This window comes from Candidatus Effluviviaceae Genus V sp. (genome assembly GCA_014728125.1).
Taxonomy (GTDB): Bacteria; Joyebacterota; Joyebacteria; order Joyebacterales; family Joyebacteraceae; genus WJMD01.
Map to the genome: position 1 here is coordinate 14484 of WJMD01000108.1, position 19480 is coordinate 33963.

Below are 19480 nucleotides of genomic sequence, written 5' to 3' on the forward strand. Positions count from 1 at the left end.
GGCTATCTCACCAACAGCATTTTCCGGGACTCCTCACGACCGCCGTACGACAGACGGTAGAGGTAGACCCCGGCCGCGATCTCGCCGCCGAGCTCGTCCCGGCCGTCCCACACGACGGCGTGTTCCCCCGCGCCGACGTAGTCGTCGAGCAGCGTCTTGATCAGGCGCCCCTGGACATTGTAGACGGCGACGACGACATGCCCGGGTGACGGCGTCGTGAAGCGAATGGTCGTCGACGGCGTGAACGGGTTCGGCGAGTTCTGGTGGAGCAGCGCCATGGGCTCCGGCATCGTCCCGCCGGGAACCGACGTTCCGGTCGACCCGGAGACCGTGACGATCGAGACGTCGTCGATGTGAACGCCCTCGACGACCTCCGAACCGTCCGAATGGAACCTGAAGCGTACTCGGACCGTGTCGCCCGGCTCGCCGAGACCGGCGTACCGGTACTCCAGCCAGTCGTTTCCGATCGAACCGAGCTCACCGAGCGCCCCGCCGCTTCCGATGAAGTCGAGTGTGTCGACCGCTCCGTCCGTCCCTACGAGTTCCACGAAGAGGCCGTCCTCGTGGTAGATCGGAAACTCGCACCACGCCCAGAACGCGAGTTCGCTCTCCTCCCCCAGCACGACCTCGGGCGAGATGAGTGACGCGTCCATGTTGTTCGTATACTCCGCGGTCGCCGGATCGCCGCAGTACCAGCTCATGGAGCCCGATCGTGCGCGGAGTTCGCTCAGCGTCCACAGGTCGTTCGCGCCGCCGTGGCTCCACCCGGGCGCTCCGCTCTCGAAGTCGTCCTCGATCCCGGCCGTGCCGACCGCGACGTGCAGCGTATCGATGTCCGTGAAGCCGTCGGCGGTCTCGAACTCGAGGACGACCTCGGCGACGTGCGTGGGCGCGCAGTGCTCGTCCACGTCGAGCGAGAAGACCGGCCTGCCTGTCTCCTGCGGGCCGATGTCCCCGACGTCGGCCGAATCGTCGACCAGGAGGATCTCATCGTCGAACGTCCACGCGGTGGCCAGCGGGTCCAGCGCAACGGCTCCACCGAGGTTCGTCACGTCGACCATCAGAGCGGCCGACTCCCCGGGCTCGAGGATCCCGTCGCCGTCGCCGCCGACCGCGTCGTCGATCGAATAGAGTCCGGCGACAAGGCGGGGTGCGGCGACCGTCACGTTGAAGGAGCCCACCCAGGAACTCCCTCTCGAGTCGGTGGCGGTCACGTCGAAGGTGGCGACGTGTCCGTCCGGTGCCTCAGGAAGAACGGTCAGAACGAACGGCGTCCCCGGCGATGAGGTCTCTCCAGGGTCGACGGGCGGGAGGTCGGCGTCGGCGGTCGCCACGCTGACCCAGGGGTCGTCTCCTGCGACGGTGAGGTCCGCGGCGTCCGCCGTCTCTGTACCCACGTTCTCGAGGGAGACGGTCACCTCAACGGTCTCACCCGGTCCGGCGAGCCCGTCGCCGTTGCCTCCGACCGAGTCATCGGTTTCGTGGGAGGCGACGCGCAGGAAGGCGCCGGACACGGCGACCGGGATGACGCCCTCGTACGGCATGTGGTCCGGCGCCGTGACGGTGATCGAGACACTGTCGGGGGTCGAGAGATTGAGCGGCAGCAGAACGGAGCCGCTCTGGTCCGTGTGCCCTCTCTCGTACGCGTCGAGGCCGTTCATCGCGCAGACGAGCGCCCCCTCCACCGGTCCCTGAGAGGACCGGACGGCGACCTCGAGGATCGACTGTCCGGCCGGGAGCGTGTCGGGATGGGAGACCGTGAGCGGCCTGGGGACGTCGGTCCAGACAGGAAGCTCCGGATCGCCGAGGAGGTTGACCTCGTACTGATGCCAGCGGTACACGTTCTCGGCCCGCGAGAGTGGGACCATGGATGCCTTGGCGGCGGCGAGTGCCTGTCCCGCCGAGCTCAGACCGTCGACGAAGACGGCCCGGTAGAATGCCTGCATGAAACGCTCGGAATAGCCGTACCCGGGGTTGCCCGGGGACGCCCACCCGTAGCGGGAGTTCCCGATGAAGGCGACCGCTCCGCCGTTCGGGCTTCCGATGAAGCGTTCGGCGATGCACTCGTCCGTCAGGTCGAAGGCGGCGGGCCAGCAGCCGATCGAATAGACGAGCGGTTGCTCGTCCGCGTTCGTCAGGTCGTAGATCTCCCACCGGTAGATGGCGCCGTCGCCGCACCCCATCGTAGTGTACCAGGCGTGTCCGCTGTGCAGGAAGTGCCCGGGTCCGGCGTTCAGCGCGTCGGTCACCGACGCTCCCGACTCGTTCCCCAGCGTCTCGTAGAGTTTCGTGATGGGATCGTAGCGCGGTGGTATGGACTCGTTGTCGATCCAGTTGAGCGCGATGCCCGAGTCCGTGAACGGATCGCTCCAGAGCACCTCGGCCGCCATCAGCATGTCGAGCTGATAGCCGGACAGCGGGTCCCGCTCCCAGCGGAGCGTCTTCTCGACGAAGGCCTCGGCCTGGGCCGTGTTCTTGACGGAGGCGCGGCCCACGTAGACATCCGGGTAGAGGTCGATCGCGTCCTCGATCTCGCCGAAGGTGTCGTCGCCGTCGGCGTTCCAGTCTCCGTCGAGGTCCGAGAGATAGAGATCGCAGGCGAGGGCGTCCTCGTCCGCGTGCATCCCCGCCTCTGAGGTCATCGCGTACGCCCGGCGGACGGGCACGAGAGACGGCTCTCCGCCCAGGAGGAACCACACGGTCCCCCAGGTCGCTCTGGCGTCTATGATGAAGTTGCGCAGCCGTTCGGCCCCGTCCGCTCCGTCGTAGGTTGCGTCGATCCACTGCCACTCGACGGTCGTGGCCGGTACGCCCTTCCTTGTCTTCCAGTCGGCCAGCGGCTGGAAGATATCGACGTATCCGCTTCCGCACACGATGACGTACTCGTGGTCGCCCGGTGTGAGATGACTGTCGCGCCCCGGCCGCGAACTCGCGCCGGCCGGGAGCGTGGCCCCGTTGGCGGCGACCTTCGTCAGAGTACGTGTCGTGGCGGGATGGGGGCCGAGATCCGGGACGGTGTCCGTGCCCTCGTACTCGATCTCCAGAACGAGCCGCGTGAACAGTCGGAGCTTTCCGTCGGACGGGATGTACTGGAGCGGGCGAACGGCGAGGTCGACCAGCGTGCGTCCCGAGAAGTGCCCGGTCCCATTGAAGTCGACGGGATTCTCCGGCCAGGGTGACCCGGTTCCGTAGACCGACGGGTCCGGAGCAACGAACGAGGGCAGCGCGACATCGCGGCCCGGGATCGGCAGAATGGCCGGCGGCTGCGCCGGTCGGATGCGGGCGCGCCGCAGAAGCTCGGTGGTCTCGGCGCTCCGGACGGAGACGCCAAGGACGTCGCAAGCACCCGGCAGGGCGATGGTGACGGGTACGACCGGCAGCTCGGGGAGCCCCGGTTCCCTCACGAGGTCGGCCCCTTCGAGACGCACGACGACGTAACCGTCCGCCGACGAGAATGTGAGGTCTCTCTCGTTGACGGTGACCACGTGTTCATGTATGGCGGCGTGACCGTCCGCCGCCGCGCCCGAAAGGAACGCTGCGGCCAGGGTCACGAACAGGAATCGGGCTATCAAAGGCCTCCGCATGCGCGTCGGCTCCAATCCGGAATGAGGTGACACGACGCCGTCCGGCGCACCTGGAGGCGTCGGTCCGGTCTCGGTCCTCATGTACTAGCTTGGACCCTGGAGGGGGCCGTGTCAAGCGTCAGACGCCCCTCGACTGAGCGGTATTCACGCGCTTCGCGGCGCCGGCAGATCATACTCCAGGGGGCAGCCGCCGCAGCGGGGCGAGGCGCCGCAGTGGTGCTTGCCGACCTGCACGATGAGCGCATGGAACTCCCCGAGGATCGTCACATCGTCGCCGAGCGCGGTCCGTACGGACGCCGACAGCGTCTCGTACGACGACCGGGCGGGCAGGATGCCGTGACGACCGACGACGCGCCGGGCGTACGTATCGACGGGAAAGGCCGGACGCCCGGACGCGTAGAGCAGGATGCAGTCGGCAGTCTCCCGGCCGATGCCGCAGACGCCCAGGAGCTGCTGACGGAGTTCCGCGGCGGGTCGCTCGAGGAGTTCCCTGAACCCGTCGGACGACGCGCCCGCCAGCCCGGCCAGCGACCTGAGCGTGCGCGCCTTTCTCCTGGAGAAGCCGGCCGGCCGGATGAGCGTCTCGAGCCGTTCGGGATCGGCACCGGCGATGCCGGCGGGCGACAGAAGGTCTGCATCCCCGAGCGCGGCAACGGCGCGCTCGACGTTGCGCCAGGCGGTCCCCTGGGTCAGCACGGCCCCGACGGCCGTCTCGAAGTCCGTCCGCGACGGCCACCAGCCCTGCGGCCCGTAGACCGCGAAGAGCGCACGTTCCATGCACCGAATCCTCTCCGCCGTCGTGCCGGGCATATGCTCCCCCAGAAACAGAACGACGGAACGCATCGCGTTCCGCCGTCGTCCGTCACGGCCCCCACGGGGCCGACGTATCGAGTGGTGCCCGGAGCGAGACTCGAACTCGCACAGGCAAAGGCCCACCACCCCCTCAAGATGGCGTGTCTACCAGTTCCACCATCCGGGCACATATGTCGCGCCTCGTGAGGCGCCGGTTCGCGCTACTCTCCGCCCTCCGTCTCAACAGGTGCCTCTCCGCCGCCGTCCGGAACGGCCGGCACCGGGGTCTCGTCGGTCATGGGTTCGCCGCTCGGCAGACCCTCCACCGGAACGGCCCCGCCGGTCGCACTGGCGGCAGTGCCGGTGCGGCGCTCGAGCCCGCCCTCGACGGTGCCCATCGTGCTGCCGCGTGACACGACAGCGAGTGTCAGGGACGAGACCATGAAGGCAACAGCCAGATAGCGCGTCGCCTTCGTCAGGAGCGAAGCGGCCGTCTGTCCGCCGAACACGGCGCCCATGCCTCCGGATCCTCCGAAGGCGCCGGCCAGACCGCCGCCCTTGCCCGACTGGAGCAGGACGACGACGACCAGTGCGGCGCTGATCAGAATGTGAAGTGTCAGCAGCAGACCGACCATGGACTTGCTCCTCCGCTCTCCCCCGCCTCAGGCGGGGCTTCTGAATCTGCTCAGGCCTTCTCGATGATCCGGGCGAACGAAACAGCCTCCAGACTGGCGCCGCCCACGAGAACGCCGTCGACGTCGTTCTGCGACAGGATCTCCCCGGCGTTTCCGGGCTTCACACTGCCACCATAGAGTATGCGAACGCCGTCGGCGACGCAACCTCCAAAGTTAGCACGAATCAGGTCGCGAATCAAGCGGTGAACCTCGTCCGCCTGCTCCGGCGTGGCCGTCCTTCCGGTGCCGATGGCCCAGACGGGCTCGTAGGCTATGACCACGCGCACGGCGGCGTCCTCCGAGATGCCCTTCAGGGCCGAGGTCACCTGGGTCCGTACGACCTCCTCCGTCCTGCCGCCCTCTCTATCCTCGAGCCGCTCACCGACGCACACGATCGGTACGAGGTCGCCGTCCAGGACCTTCCGGAGCTTGGCGTTGACCATGTCGTCGGTCTCGCCGAACACCCACCGCCGCTCGGAGTGCCCTATGATGACGTAGCTGACGCCGAGGTCTTCGAGCATCTCGCTCGCAACCTCGCCCGTGAAGGCTCCGGAGCTCTCCGAGGACACGTTCTGGGCGCCGATCAGTATGTCGCTTCCCCGTGCGGCCTCGACAGCCGCGGAGAGCGAGGTGAACGGCGGACAGACGACGATCTCAGCCGACGTCCCGCCGGCCGCGTCCACGTTCGAGGCGAGCTCGCGGATCGTCTCCCGCGTCTCCCCCGCGTTCTTATGGAGCTTCCAGTTACCTGCGACGATCGGTCTCCTCGACACGCTTCGTCTCCTCCCGTTCGCGCGGCCCCCCGTTCCCGGGCCCGGTGGACCCGGTGTTCAGACGTCTGTCAGAACCTCGATGCCGGGGAGCGGCTTGCCTTCGAGAAACCTGAGCGAAGCGCCGCCGCCGGTCGAGATGTGCGTCATCTTCCCGGCGAGTCCCGCCCGGGCCACGGCCGCGGCCGAGTCGCCGCCGCCGACGATGCTGACGGCTCCCTGTGCAGTGCGGGCCGCCACGGCCTCCGCGACCGAGCGGGTGCCCTTCGCGAACGCCGGTTTCTCGAAGACGCCCATCGGTCCGTTCCACACGATCGTGCTGGCCTTCGCTATCTCGTCGGCGAACATCCCCGCGGTCTCCGGACCGATATCCAGGCCCTTCCATCCGGAGGGAACGCCCTCGGCGACCGTGACCACGCGGGCCGAGCTCTCGTCGTCGATGTCGCTCGAGACGACGACATCCGCTGGCAGGAGGAGCGTCTTCCCGGCCGACTCGACCCTGCCGAGGACATCCGAGGCGGTCTCGATGAGGTCCTCCTCGACCAGCGAATCGCCGATCCCGACGCCGCGGGCCTTGAGGAACGTGAACGCCATACCCCCGCCGATCAGGAAGACGTCGACGTGCGCCAGCAGGTTGTCGATGACGCCGAGCTTGTCGGACACCTTCGCTCCGCCGAGAAGCGCCGCGTAGGGCCGCTTCGGAGACTCGGTGGCCAGCGAGAGGTGCTCGAGTTCCCTTTCGATCAGGAAGCCCATGGCCCGCCGGTCGAAGAGCTCCGCGGCGCCGACGGTCGACGCGTGGGCGCGGTGGGCCGTGCCGAACGCATCGTCGACGTAGACGTCGCCCAGACGCGCGAGCCTTCGCGCGAAGTCGGAGGCGTTCTCCGTCTCGCCCGCGTGGAAGCGCAGGTTCTCAAGAAGAACGATGTCGCTGTCCTGCATGCCGGCGACGACCGCCTCGGTCCGGTCACCCACGCAGTCCGGAGCGACCGTCACCGCCATGTCGATCAGGCGTTCCAGCCTCTCCGCGACCGGCTTCATCCTGTAGTCGTCGACGACACGGCCCTTCGGGCGCCCGAGATGCGACATGAGGACGGCGCGTCCGCCGCGTTCAACGATGTTCCTTATCGTCGGCAGCGCTCTCTCGATCCTCGTGTCGTCGGCCACCGAGCCGTCGTCCCCGAGCGGGACGTTGAAGTCGACGCGCGTCAGCACCCGCTTCCCCCCCAGAGGGATGTCCTTGACGTGCAGCTTTCCGGCCACCGTGGGCCTCCCTACTTCTGCGCCACGTGCTTCATCATGTCGACCATCCTGGCCGCGTACCCGGCCTCGTTGTCGTACCAGCCGAGGACCTTGACCATGGTACCGCCCATGACCTTCGTCAGTTCGCTGTCGAAGATGCAGGAGTGCCTGTCGCCGACGATATCGATCGAGACCAGCGGGTCGTCCGCGTACCTGAGATACGGAGCCAGTGGTCCCTCCGACGCCGCCTTCCGGAATGCGGCGTTGATCTCCTCGGCGGTCGTTTCCTTCTCGGTCTCCACCACGAAGTCGACGAGCGATCCGTCAGGCGTCGGAACGCGAACCGCCATGCCGTCGAGCTTGCCCTTGAGCTCGGGGATCACGATGGTGACGGCCTTCGCCGCACCCGTCGTCGTCGGGATCATGGAGACGCCGGCAGCCCTGGCCCTTCTCAGGTCCTTGTGCGGCAGATCGAGAATCCGCTGGTCGTTCGTGTAGGCGTGGATCGTCGTCATGATGCCGCGCGTGATGCCGAAGTTGTCATGAAGCACCTTGACCATCGGCGCGGCGCAGTTCGTTGTGCAGGATGCGGTCGAGATGATGTGGTGGTTCTCCGGATCGTAGTCGCCGTCGTTCACGCCCATCACGATGCTGATGTCGGGGCCCTTCTCGCCCTTGGCCGGGGCGGAGATCATGACCTTCCTTGCGCCTGCCTCGATGTGCTTCCCGGCGCCCTCCCGCGTCCTGAAATGCCCGGTCGACTCGATCACGACGTCGATTCCGAGATCGCCCCAGGGCAGCCCGGAAGGGTCCTTCTCGTTGAAGACCCTGATCTTCTTGCCGTTGACGACGATGGCGTCGTCCTCGACCGAGACGTCGCCGTCGAAGATCCCGTGCACCGAGTCGTACTTGAACAGATGGGCCAGCGTCTGTGCGTCCGTCAGGTCGTTGACCGCGACGATGTCGAACTCGGGGTTGTCATGGGCTATCCTGAGAACGAGTCGTCCGATACGCCCGAATCCGTTGATCGCGTACTTCAGCGCCATGAGCCTGCTCCTTCCTCATGCCCCCGGCCGGTTCTCGAGCGTGCCGGCCGAACCGAAGAGCTTCATTTTTGTGGTGACGACGTCCTTCATCCCGGCTCTTGCCGCGGCCAGGATCTTCCGTGGGTCGAAGACCTCCGGCTGTTCCGCAAGGAACTCCCTGACCCTCGCCGTGAACGCCAGCCTGAGATCGGTGTCGATGTTGATCTTGGCGATACCGTGCCCGACGGCCTCCTTGATGCTCTCCGCCGGGACGCCCCGGGCCCCCGGGAGATCCGCTCCGTAACGGCGCGCGAGCTCGAGTACGTCCTGCGGGACGGCGGATGCGCCGTGCAGCACGAGCGGGATCTCGACGCGGTCGGCTATCGCGCGCAGACGGTCGACGGCGAGCTTGGCCTCTCCCTTGAACTTGTATGCCCCGTGCGAGGTTCCGATGGCGACGGCGAGTGCGTCGCATCCGGTCTCCGAGACGAACCGCTCCGCCTCCTCGGGATCCGTGTAGACGGCCTCGCCCTCAGAGACCTCGATCTCATCCTCGACGCCCATCAGCCTCCCGAGCTCTGCCTCGACGGAGACCTCCTTAGGCCGGGCCATCTCGACGACCTGCCTGGTCACGGCGATGTTCTCCTCGAGCGGATGGTGCGAGCCGTCGATCATCACCGACGTCCATCCATGCTCGATGCAGGCCTGGATGACCTCGAGATCGGTCCCGTGGTCCAGATGGAGCGACGCTGGAACATCGGTCTCACGGGCCAGGTTCGCGACCATCGAGACGATGTTCGAATAGCCCGCGTACTTGATGGCCGACTGCGACGTGGCGATGATGACCGGCGAGCGCTGCTCGACGGCCGCCTCGAAGACCGCCTGCGTGATCTCGAGGTTCGATGTGTTGAAGGCGCCGACGGCATATCCGCTCTCTCTCGCGGGGACCATCAGCGCGCTGTTCGTGACGAGGGACATGTTCGGACGACCTCCTTGATGTCGGGTTTGCCGACCGGTGCTCTCTAGCCGAAGAACGTCCGGGCGACCTCGTAGAGCTCGGAGTCGACCCGCTTCACACACTCCGTGGCGTGCGACATCTCGACGGGTATCACGCGGTCGCCGTGAAGACTCGCCATCTTGCCGAACTCCTGATTGTGGACGAGGTCGGCCGCGAGAACGCCGAAGCGCGTGCCGAGGACCCTGTCGAACGCTGTCGGCGTGCCGCCGCGCTGCGTGTAGCCGAGCACGGTCACGCGCGTCTCGTATCCGGTCTCCTTCTCGATGATCTTGGCCAGACGGTTGCCGATACCACCGAGCCTCACGTGCCCGAAGGAGTCGGTACCGGCCTGCTGTGTCACGAGCTCGCCGCCCTCGTCGTCCGGGAACTCCGCGCCCTCCGCAACGACGACGATCGAGAAGTTCTTCCCCCTCCCGTGACGCTTTCTGATGACGTCGCAGACGCCGTCGAGGGTGAAGGGTACCTCGGGGATCAGAATGAGATCGGCGCCCCCGGCGATGCCCGCCTTGACGGCGATCCAGCCCGTGTGCCGGCCCATGACCTCGACCACGACCACGCGATTGTGCGATTCCGCCGTCGTGTGCAGCCGGTCGATCGCCTCGGTCGCGATCTGGACGGCGGTGTCGAAGCCGAACGTGAAATCTGTCGCATTGATGTCGTTGTCGATCGTTTTCGGGACCCCGACGATCGGGAGACCCGATTCGAAAAGCCGGTAGGCGACTCCGAGCGTATCCTCGCCGCCGACTGCGACCAGCCCGTCGAACTCGTGGGCTTCGAAGACCCTCTGAATCGCCTCGACGCCCCCGTCCATCTTGAACGGGTTCGTCCTGGAGGTTCCGAGGATCGTCCCGCCTCTCGGCAGAATGCCGGATACCTCATCGATGCCCAGCTCGATGGTGTTCTCGTCGACGACGCCCGCCCAACCATACCGGAAGCCCGTGACGCTGCCGCCGTACCGCTGGATCGTCCTTCTGACAACGGCCCTGATGACCGCGTTCAAGCCAGGACAGTCGCCGCCGCCGGTCAGGATGCCCACCTTCATGTGTCGTTCCTCCCTTGAACGCGCTCCGTGTCGGCCCGATCCTCTGCGGGCTCGAATCTGTGATGCTAGAGTGCCCCGCGCGTCGCTGTCAACCCGTTTCGGGCCGTCCCGTGGCGGCGAACGGGATGACGCTCTCGGCTCCGGCCGCCAGGAGCGCCGACGAGGCGGCGGCGAGCGTCGAGCCGGTGGTGATGACGTCATCGACGAGCAGGACCCGCGACCCGCTGAGCGGACTGCGCCCCGCACGGAAGGCCTCTCTCACATTGACCAGGCGCTCAGCTCGTCCGAGGTCCGTCTGCGGGCGTGTCGGGCGCGTCCTTGTAAGCCCCCGCTCGATGACGTCAAGACCGAGGCGCCCGGCCAACTCCCTCGCGATGGAGCTCGACTGGTTGAAGCCCCGCTCCCGCTCCCTGACGGGGTGGAGCGGAACGGGCACGACCGCGTCACACGCGCTGCCCCCGACGACGCGGCAGACCGGCAGTACCTTCTCCGCGAGGACGCCGGCGGCCGACGTGTGTCCGTCGAACTTGATGGCGTGGACGAGGGCCCGGGCCGCTTCCGTGAAGCGGAGCCCGTAGAAGGCGTGTCGCGGGCCCCGTCCGCCGTCGCGCGGCAGCTCGAGCGCGCACACGGCCGGCACCAGCTGCGAGGCACAGGAAGGGCACAGGAACTCGAGGTCGACCGGGGCGCCGCAGGCTCGGCACGACGCCGGGAGCGCGAAGCGCCTGAGGGCGCCGATGACTGCCGGGGGCAGAGCGGACAGGCGGTTCACTCCTCGGTCGGGGGGGAGCTTCCTGGTTCCGGCCGGCCCCGCCGTGCCAGGACCGCCATGAAGACGGCGGCGACGGCGATGAGGATGAGCCCGGCGAGCTGGTTCATCGTGACGGCCGTTTCCCCGGCGCGAAAGGCGATCGAGGCCTCGCCGTACTGCCTGATGGGGTCGACGAGGAAGCGGAAGACCGCGAGGAGCATGACGAAGAACCAGAGCGTGAAGCCGTGGAACGGCTTCCTCCGGTCGGCGATCAGCAGCACGGCGAGGATGAGGAGCGCGGCACCCGACTCGTAGAGCTGCGTCGGATGGACGGCCTGTCCCGGAAAGAGCTCGGCCGCGTGCGAGTCGGCCGGGAAGCGGACGGCCCACGGGAGACTGCACGGTCGGCCGAAGCAGCACCCGTTCAGGAAGCAGCCGATGCGTCCGACGGCGATGCCGAGCGCCACCGACGGCGCGACGATATCCGCACCCCTCCACGGATCGATGCCCTTGCGCGCGAAGTAGATGAGCCCGGTCGCGAGTCCCGCCAGAACCCCGCCGTACTGAGCCAGGCCGCCGTCCCAGATGCGGACGATGCCGGCGGGATGGAGCTGGAAATAGGACCAGTGCTGCGCCACGAAGACGGCCCGGGCGCCCACGATGGAGAGGACGATGACGTAGAACGAGAAATCGATGATCGTGTCGGGATCGAGCCCCTGGTCCCTCGCCCGCCGTCTCGCCAGCCAGATGCCGAGCAGGAAGGCGAGCGCCATCGCCACACCGTAGCTCCGTACGGGGAACGAACCGATCGAGAAGAGGACGGGTTTCATCCAGCTAGTACTCCATCCTGCGGATCCCCATGCCGAGGACCAGACCGATCGACGCCAGCGTGACGAGCAGCGATGAGCCACCGTAGCTCAGGAGCGGCAGCGGCATGCCCGTGACCGGCGATAACCCCAGCGTGACGCCGATGTTGATGGCGGACTGTATGAACAGCGTGCTCGCTATCCCGACGATCACCAGACCGGCGAACCGGTTCCTGACCTGGGACGCAAGGCGGAGCATCCGGATGACAAGATACATGTAGAGGGTCAGGACGACAAGGCAGCCGACGAAACCGAACTCCTCGGCGAGGACGGAGAAGATGAAGTCCGTGTGGCGTTCCGGGAGAAAGGCGAAGTTCTTCTGCGTTCCCTGGAGGAACCCCTTGCCGAACACCGAGCCCGAGCCGACAGCGATCTTCGACTGGATGAGCTGGTAGCCGGTGCTGAAACGGAACTTCTCCGGGTTGAGGAAGGCCAGAATGCGGTGACGCTGGTACTCCTCGAGGGCCTGCCACAGGAACGGACCGGCACGTCCCATGACGACATTGATGACGAAGACAACGACCTTGTCGACGATGAGCAGTCGCGAGACGTACAGCACCCAGCCCAGTACCGCCAGGAAGGCTATCCAGGCGAACCAGTTGAAGGCCAGCAGCATCGAGATGACCGGGGTCGCCAGGAGCAGCAGGAAGAACGGCCTCATACCTCCCCAGTAGAGCATGGGGATGAGCAGCAGAACGTAGATGACGGAGGTTCCGAGGTCCGGCTGGTTGAGAACGAGCGCGGTCGGCACGAGGACGATGGCGAGTGGAATGGCGACATGGAGCGGCCTGTCGAGCCGCGTCCGCTTCCGTGAGAGGTATCTGGCCAGCGCGAAGATGACGGCGAACTTCGCCAGCTCCGAAGGCTGGAGGCGCATGACGCCGAGATCGAACCAGCGCCTCTCCCCCGCCTTGCCGACGCCGACGAAGAGGACCGCGACCAGGAGCAGGACCGCGACGACGTAGAAAAAGGGTGAGAGCGCCTCGACGGTGTCCTGCGAGATGAAGACCACACCCAGCATGACTGCGATGCCGAGCGACGCCCAGAGAATCTGCCGCGACACGGCGTTCGACGTGACGGTGCCCTCCGCGCCGCGCGTCGCGCTGTAGATCATGACGATTCCTATCACCGTGATGAGCACGGTGACGAGGAAGAGCCCCCAGTCGAAGTCCCTGAGCCGCCGTCTATCCATCGAGGGGCTCCGTTTCTCCGGTCCCGTTCGCGGCCGGTGCAACGGGCTCCGGCACGTCTCCGGTCTCCGTCATCTCCCCCGCCGCCCCGTCTGTCTCTGCCGTCCGGCCGGGCGGCGACGGTGCCGGGTCCCCCACGGCGTCCGGCGTCTCTCCGGGACCGGGCGAGGCAGTGTGGAGCGCCGGGGGCGCCGGCTCCGGGAGGCGCAGGTAGGAACGCAGCACCTCGCGCGCTATCGGGGCGGCGATCGCGCCTCCGCCTCCCGCGTTCTCAGCAAGCACCGCCAGCACGATCTCTGGATCGTCCGCCGGCGCGTAGGCGACGAACCAGGCGTGGTCTTCTCCGTGGGGGTTCTGTGCGGTGCCGGTCTTGCCGGCCACCTCGATGCCCTCGAGACGCGACAGCTTGCCTGTCCCGTTGGGAGCCTCGACGACGTCGACCATCGAGCGTCTGAGGAACGCCAGCGTCTTCTCCCGGAAGGGGAGCCTGACGAACGTCCCGGTCCGTGCCGTTCCGATGACGCGTCCCGAGTAGGTCTCCACGCGCTTGAGGAGGTGCGGGGTCGGAACGATGCCGGCGTTGACGATGCCGGCGACGAAGCAGGCCGCCTGAAGGGGCGTGACGAGCAGCTCGCCCTGTCCGATCGACAGGTTGAGCACGACGCCCCTGCTCCACTTCCTGCGTCCGTAGTTCCGGTCGTACCACTCGGGCGTGGGGACGTTGCCCGCGACCTCGCCGCCGATGTCGATCCCCGTCGTTCGACCGAAGCCGCAGCGCTCGGTCCACTCCATCAGCGTCGCCACACCGAGCTTCGCCCCGAGCTGGTACATGTAGACGTCGCACGATTCAACGATGCCCTTCAGAACGTCGACCAGGCCGTGTCCCTCCGGCTTCCAGCACCTGAAGGTCCGGATGCCGTACTTGTAGGCTCCCTTGCAGACGACCTCGGTCGAGTGGGTGATGACGCCCTCCTCGAGCCCGACGCCGGCCGTGATCAGCTTGAACGGGCTTCCGGGCGGGTAGGTCGCCTGGACGGCGCGGTTGAGAAGCGGATGTCTGGGCGATCTCAGAAGCTCGTTCCAGTCCTCCCGCCCGAGGCCGCCGACGATCGCGTTCGGGTCGGGAGACGGGTGGGACGCCATCACCAGGACGTCGCCGGTTCCGGGCTCGATACCGACGATCGCTCCGGCCTCGTACTGCTGCAGGAGCCTCTCGGCCGTCCTCTGTGCCGGCATGTCGATCGTCAGAATGAGATTGTGCCCGGGTCTCGCCTCCCTGGCGAGGCCTCCCGCGAAGGGGTAGATCTCACGGCCGGCGGCGTCGACGACCCAGTACTCCGCTCCGTCGCGGCCGTTCAGCAGCAGCTCGTATCGCTTCTCCAGTCCCGTCTTGCCGACGATGTCTCCCTGCGTGTATCCGAGGGGCTCGACCTCCTCGAGCTCCGAGTCCGATATCTCGGCGACGTAGCCGATGGCATGCGTCGCGAGGTCTCCCTGAGCGTAGCGGCGGGTGGCCGTCATGACGACCTTGACGCCCGGCAGCTCGGAACGGTGCTCCTCGATCCGGGCGACCTCGTCGAACTCGGCATCCTCAAGGAGCACGACGCTGCCGTAGAACCTCGAACGGCTCTCCTGGAGCTTCGAGGCGACGAACGACGGCGGGAGGTCGAGCAGGTCGGCGAGTCGCCCGGCGACCTCATCATCGTTGCGATCGCGGACACGGGAGAGCGTGATGGAGAGCGACGCTCTGTTGTCGGCGAGCGTGATGCCGTTCCGGTCGAGGATGAGGCCCCTCGGCGCGCGCACCTCGAATCCCTGGACGTAGTTCTCCTCCGACAGCTCCCGGTAGATGGTCCCGCGCGCGAGCTGGAGCCATCCGAGCCGTCCGATGATGAGCACGAAGAGGGCGAACGTCGCGATGCGCAGCACCCGGGACCGGCGCCTTGCTACATCGCTTCCTCCGGCATGATCACCCGAGTGAGCCACCCGACACCTCTCTCAGGCCCAGAGCGCGGGCGAGCGCGTAGATGACGACGCCGATGGCCGCCGTGTAAAGCGCTCCGGGGATACTGTAGCGGATGATGAAGCGGCCGAACATGTCGAGGTGGTTCCTGTAGTAGCCGAGGTAGTAGATGACGTCGTGGAGCAGGGTCGCCGCGAAGATGACGGCGCATTGTACGAGGACCGAGGCGCGCACGAGGTGGTTCCAGACGCGGAACGTGGCCAGGCCCGTGATCGACAGGGCCAGTGCATTGAGCCCGAGGTAGCTCGGGATGTCGGCATCGGAGGCGACGCCCATCAGGAAGCCGGCGACGATCGCCTGCCTTCCACCCACCAGCAGGCTGCCGTAGACGACCACCAGGACGAGGAGATCGGGGCGTGCTCCGAGGATCTCGATCTCGGGTGCGAGAGCCGAGTCCAGGATGACCGCGGCGAAGGCGATCGCGCTGAAGAGACCGATTCTCATGGGGCCTCCATCGGAGGGCCGATCGGCGCGAACTGTCTCATGACCTCGGCCTCGATCTCCGACCAGTCGTGGGGCGTCGCCGTCCTCGAGGTCAGGATGAAGACCTGCTCGACCGTCGCCAGGTCGATGGCGAGCTCCGCCTCGACATGCATCGTCAGAGGGCCCGGGGCGACCCTGGTGACCGTGCCGACGGCCAGTCCCGGAGGGTAGACGCCCCCGAGGCCCGACGTCACGATGCGGTCACCCGGCCTCACGTCCGAACGCGCGGGGACGTAGTCGACATGCCATCCGAGCACGTCGCTCGCCGAGCCGAACCGCGGGCGCACGACGCCGCGGACCCGGCTGCGCTCGACGACGACGCTGACGGCCGACGAGGCGCTGGTCAGCGGCTCTACGAGCGAGCGGCGGCGCATGACCGTCGAGATCTTGCCGACCACACCTTCCGGAAGCACGACGGGCATGTTCTCGCGGACCCCGTCGACGACGCCTCTGTCGATCTCGAGCCGCTCCACGACGCGTGTCCCCGGCATACCGATGACCCGCGCCGGAAGCATCCTGAAGCGCTCCTCCTCCGGGAAGCTGACGAGGAAGCTCAGGAGCTCGCGGAGCCGTTCGTTCTCGCTCCGGTATATCAGCAGTCTGGACCGCTCCTCGGCCAGCCTGACGGCAAGCTCCCGCAGCCTCATGTTCTCCTCTCGCGTCGACTGAAGCGAGGCCGTGTAGGTCGCGAGCCTCCGGAACGGTCCGAAGACGACGGTCGAGACGCCTTCGCCGATGCCGTTTCTGACGGGCTGCGGCAGGGCCAGCAGAACGAGTGATATCGCCGCGCAGACGGCGAATGCGGCGAGCTCGCGGTTCCTTGTGAAGAGCCGCGCGAGAAAGGCGAACATGGTGTGCGGACTACCTCTTGGCGGAACGCATCAGCACGGGCTCGTAGTGCGAGAGGTTCTCGAGGATCTTGCCCGTCCCGAGCACAACGCAGGTGAGCGGGTTCTCGACCACGTTGATCGGCAGCTTCGTTTCCTCACGGAGCAGCACGTCGAGTCCTCGGAGGAGCGAGCCGCCGCCGGTCATCACGATGCCCCGGTCGACCAGGTCGGCCGCGAGCTCTGGAGGCGTCTCCTCGAGCGAGAGCTTGAGCGCCTCGACGATGGCCGAGATCGGTTCCTGGAGCGCCTCGCGGATCTCCTCGGACGTGATCTTGAGCGTTCTCGGCACGCCGCCGACGAGGTCGCGGCCCTTGACCTCGACCTCCATCTCCTCCTCGAGCGGATAGGCCGATCCGATCCTGATCTTGATCTGCTCCGCGGTCTGCTCGCCAATGAGGAGATTGTAGCTTCTGCGGAGGTGGTTCATGATCGCTTCATCCATCTCGTCGCCGCCCACGCGGACCGACGTGTGGTTGACGATCCCGGAGAGCGCGATGACGGCGATCTCGGTGGTGCCTCCGCCGATGTCGACGATCATGTTGCCCGACGGCTTGTCGACCGGGAGTCCCACACCGATGGCGGCCGCGATCGGTTCGGCGACCAGGAAGACCTCGCGGGCGCCGGCGTGGTCGGCCGAGTCCGTCACTGCCCGGCGCTCGACCTCCGTGATCCCGGAGGGGACACAGATGACCATCCTGGGTCTCACGAGCAGTCTGCGCCGCTGAACTGCCAGGATGAACTCGCGCAGCAGGTCCTCGGTCCCGTCGAAGTCGGCGATGACCCCGTCCTTCATCGGACGGACGGCCTTGATGCCGTCGGGCGTCCGCCCCAGCATCTCCTTGGCCTTGCTGCCGACCGCCACGACCTTGCCGCTCGCCTTCTCGACCGCGATCACCGAAGGCTCGTTCAGGACGACGCCGCGTCCCTTGACATAGACAAGGGTGTTCGCCGTGCCGAGATCGATCGCAACGTCGTTGACGAGTCCGAGAACCGAATCGAAGAGCATGTGTGCCTCTCTCCGTGCCTGTGGGACGACGCTCAGACGTGTCCGAGCTCTCTCAGGGAGACGAATCCCTGTCGTCCGAGGATGATGTGATCGAGGACCTCGATGCCGAGGATCCGGCCCGCTTCAGCCAGCCGTTCGGTCACGACGATGTCCTCCTCGCTCGGGTCGGGAATGCCTGACGGGTGGTTGTGGACGAGAACGACCGCCTGAGCGCTCTCCGATACCGCCGCCTTGAAGACCTCGCGCGCGTGGACGACCGATGCATTGAGCGATCCGATCGCGATCGTCCGGACGCCGAGGATCCTGTTCTTCGTGTTGAGAAGGATCGCGCGGAAGTGCTCTCTGTCGAGCGACGACATCTCACGGAGCAGCAGGTCCGCCACGTCCTCCGGGCCCGACAGGTAGACGACCGGCCGTCCCTTCTCCGCTCCGAGGAACCGGCGCGCGATCTCGCCGGTGGCCCTCAGCCGCGTCGCGAGCCCTCGACCGACACCCCTGACGCTCGTCAGGCTTGACGGCGGCTCTCTCAGGATGGAGCTCACGCTTCCGAACCGTCCAAGAAGCTCGCGCCCGACGAGGTCGGCGGGCCGGGGACCTGTGCTCCCCGCGATCAACGCGCACAGCAGCTCGAACTCGGTCGGTTGGACCGGAGGAACGGCGCCGGCCGCAGCCTGAGGCGACACGGCCGCGTCGACGGAGACCCCTCCCATCTTCCTCACACTGCGCTCCCAACCCGGGGGCAAAGCTAGCACAGGGGCAAATCGGTCAGCAAGCGGTTTCTGCCCTCTGCGTGGGCATCAGCCGACCTGCGGCGTCGCGGCCTCGAGGTCGAATCCCGAGGCGCCGGTGACCTCGACCGTTGCGAACGCGCCGGGCCGAAGGGCGCCCGCAGGATCGTCGATCCGTACGACGCCGTCCAGTTCCCAGGCGAGACCCTCGGTCCTGCCGACCGCGGCGGGGCCGGGCTCGTCGATGAGCACCTCGACCGTGGAGCCGACAAGCTCACCATGGCGTCGCTCGGTCCGCTCGCGCGCCTCCTCGAGCAGAATGCCCGCCCGCTCGCGGGTCTCTTCTCTGGAGGCGCCCTCTCCGAGACGGAATGCCGGGCTCCCCTCCTCCGGCGAGTACTCGAAGACTCCCAGGTGGTCGAACGGACCTGCGGCGAGGAACCTCCTGAGTTCCTCGAACTCCGTGGGGCCCTCACCTGGAAAACCGACGATCACCGAGGTCCGGAGCGTCATGTCCGGGACGACCCGTCTGATCCGGTCTGCCAGTCCCCTGACGGCGCGGCCGTCGGTTTTCCGGTTCATCGGAGCCAGGATCGCGTCCGAGACATGCTGGATGGGGACGTCGAGATAGCGCGCCAGATGCCGCCCGCGGCCGAGGGTCTCGAGCAGATCATCGGTGATCCGGGCCGGATGCGCATACAGGAGCCGGATCCACGGAATCCCGACGTCGTCGAGCTCGGCGAGAAGTCCCGCCAGGGACACGGAGGGAGCAATGTCCATGCCGTAGGCCGTCGTATCCTGAGCGACCGGGATCAGCTCCCGGACGCCGGCGCGGTGAAGCTCGCGCGCCTCGTGGATGATGGCACGGGCGGGATGACTCACCAGCGGTCCGCGGATCGACGGGATGACGCAGTAGGCGCACCGGTTATCGCAGCCCTCGGAGATCCTGATGTACGCGAGGTGTCCGGGCGTTCCCAGGATCCGTGGGAATCGCCCGTCGACCGAACGCCCGCGGGTTCCGACATGCAGTGGTCGGTCACCGGCCGCTGCGCCCTCGACCGCGTCGAGGATCCTCGCGACGGACAGGCAGCCGACAACGGCGTCCACACCCGGGAACATCTGGAATGTCCTCCGGCCGTACCGTTCGGGCAGGCACCCCGCGACGAGGACGCGCCCCCGCCATCCCTCCTCCCTGAGCGCCAGGACATCACGGACGGCCCTGGACGACTCGTCGACCGCCGACGCGATGAACGAGCAGGTGTTGACGATGACGACATCGGAGGAGGCGGGGTCGCCGACCAGGTCGTGTCCGGCGTCGTGGAGCGCGCCGAGCATATGCTCGGCATCGATGAGGTTCTTCGGGCATCCGAGTGTGATGAGCGCGATACGCATTGTG

17 protein-coding genes and 1 tRNA gene are annotated in these 19480 nt (G+C 67.2%); all 18 read right to left on the reverse strand.

The genetic code is table 11. The annotated features are described in order from the left end of the window. Window positions 1-2 precede the first annotated feature (2 nt). The gene (locus tag GF405_06595) at window positions 3-3665 is read right to left on the reverse strand and encodes a T9SS type A sorting domain-containing protein (protein MBD3367827.1); all 3663 of its coding nucleotides are present in this window, start codon (window positions 3663-3665) and stop codon (window positions 3-5) included. Between the two features lie 63 nt (window positions 3666-3728). After that, window positions 3729-4394, reverse strand: a complete 666-nt coding sequence (locus GF405_06600) for a hypothetical protein (protein ID MBD3367828.1) — start codon at window positions 4392-4394, stop codon at window positions 3729-3731. Window positions 4395-4476: 82 nt separating this feature from the next. Continuing rightward, window positions 4477-4563, reverse strand: a tRNA-Leu gene (locus tag GF405_06605). 34 nt (window positions 4564-4597) lie between these two features. Next, window positions 4598-5011, reverse strand: coding sequence for a preprotein translocase subunit SecG (gene secG / locus GF405_06610; GenBank protein ID MBD3367829.1), 414 nt, complete (start codon window positions 5009-5011; stop codon window positions 4598-4600). A gap of 50 nt (window positions 5012-5061) precedes the next feature. Continuing rightward, window positions 5062-5823 carry a triose-phosphate isomerase gene (locus GF405_06615; GenBank protein ID MBD3367830.1) on the reverse strand — a complete coding sequence of 254 codons (762 nt, stop codon included), beginning with the start codon at window positions 5821-5823 and terminating at the stop codon, window positions 5062-5064. A 57-nt stretch (window positions 5824-5880) separates the two neighbouring features. After that, window positions 5881-7083: a phosphoglycerate kinase gene (gene pgk / locus GF405_06620; protein ID MBD3367831.1), complete on the reverse strand. Its 1203-nt coding sequence runs from the start codon at window positions 7081-7083 to the stop codon at window positions 5881-5883. A gap of 11 nt (window positions 7084-7094) precedes the next feature. After that, the gene (gap, locus tag GF405_06625) at window positions 7095-8108 is read right to left on the reverse strand and encodes a type I glyceraldehyde-3-phosphate dehydrogenase (GenBank protein ID MBD3367832.1); all 1014 of its coding nucleotides are present in this window, start codon (window positions 8106-8108) and stop codon (window positions 7095-7097) included. 15 nt (window positions 8109-8123) lie between these two features. After that, window positions 8124-9065, reverse strand: coding sequence for a class II fructose-1,6-bisphosphate aldolase (gene fba / locus GF405_06630; protein MBD3367833.1), 942 nt, complete (start codon window positions 9063-9065; stop codon window positions 8124-8126). 44 nt (window positions 9066-9109) lie between these two features. Beyond that, window positions 9110-10147 carry an ATP-dependent 6-phosphofructokinase gene (locus GF405_06635; GenBank protein ID MBD3367834.1) on the reverse strand — a complete coding sequence of 346 codons (1038 nt, stop codon included), beginning with the start codon at window positions 10145-10147 and terminating at the stop codon, window positions 9110-9112. An 88-nt stretch (window positions 10148-10235) separates the two neighbouring features. Then, a complete protein-coding gene (locus GF405_06640; GenBank protein MBD3367835.1) occupies window positions 10236-10919 on the reverse strand; it encodes a ComF family protein in 684 nt (227 codons plus the stop codon). Continuing rightward, on the reverse strand, window positions 10916-11728 hold the full coding sequence (lgt, locus tag GF405_06645) for a prolipoprotein diacylglyceryl transferase (GenBank protein ID MBD3367836.1): 813 nt from the start codon (window positions 11726-11728) through the stop codon (window positions 10916-10918). Before lgt ends, GF405_06640 begins: the two co-directional genes overlap by 4 nt. A 4-nt stretch (window positions 11729-11732) precedes the next feature. Then, window positions 11733-12956: a rod shape-determining protein RodA gene (rodA, locus tag GF405_06650; protein MBD3367837.1), complete on the reverse strand. Its 1224-nt coding sequence runs from the start codon at window positions 12954-12956 to the stop codon at window positions 11733-11735. Further along, entirely contained in the window at window positions 12949-14940 is a 1992-nt protein-coding gene (gene mrdA / locus GF405_06655; GenBank protein MBD3367838.1) for a penicillin-binding protein 2, read from the reverse strand. Before mrdA ends, rodA begins: the two co-directional genes overlap by 8 nt. After that, the gene (gene mreD / locus GF405_06660; GenBank protein MBD3367839.1) at window positions 14924-15421 is read right to left on the reverse strand and encodes a rod shape-determining protein MreD; all 498 of its coding nucleotides are present in this window, start codon (window positions 15419-15421) and stop codon (window positions 14924-14926) included. The genes mrdA and mreD overlap by 17 nt, the downstream gene beginning before the upstream one ends. Then, window positions 15418-16311 (reverse strand): rod shape-determining protein MreC, encoded by an 894-nt coding sequence (mreC, locus tag GF405_06665; GenBank protein MBD3367840.1) that lies wholly within the window; start codon window positions 16309-16311, stop codon window positions 15418-15420. The genes mreD and mreC overlap by 4 nt, the downstream gene beginning before the upstream one ends. Window positions 16312-16321: 10 nt before the next feature. Then, window positions 16322-17356, reverse strand: a complete 1035-nt coding sequence (locus GF405_06670) for an MreB/Mrl family cell shape determining protein (protein ID MBD3367841.1) — start codon at window positions 17354-17356, stop codon at window positions 16322-16324. Between the two features lie 32 nt (window positions 17357-17388). After that, a complete protein-coding gene (gene radC, locus GF405_06675) occupies window positions 17389-18075 on the reverse strand; it encodes a DNA repair protein RadC (GenBank protein ID MBD3367842.1) in 687 nt (228 codons plus the stop codon). Window positions 18076-18153: 78 nt separating this feature from the next. After that, window positions 18154-19476 carry a 30S ribosomal protein S12 methylthiotransferase RimO gene (rimO, locus tag GF405_06680; protein ID MBD3367843.1) on the reverse strand — a complete coding sequence of 441 codons (1323 nt, stop codon included), beginning with the start codon at window positions 19474-19476 and terminating at the stop codon, window positions 18154-18156. Window positions 19477-19480 lie beyond the last annotated feature (4 nt).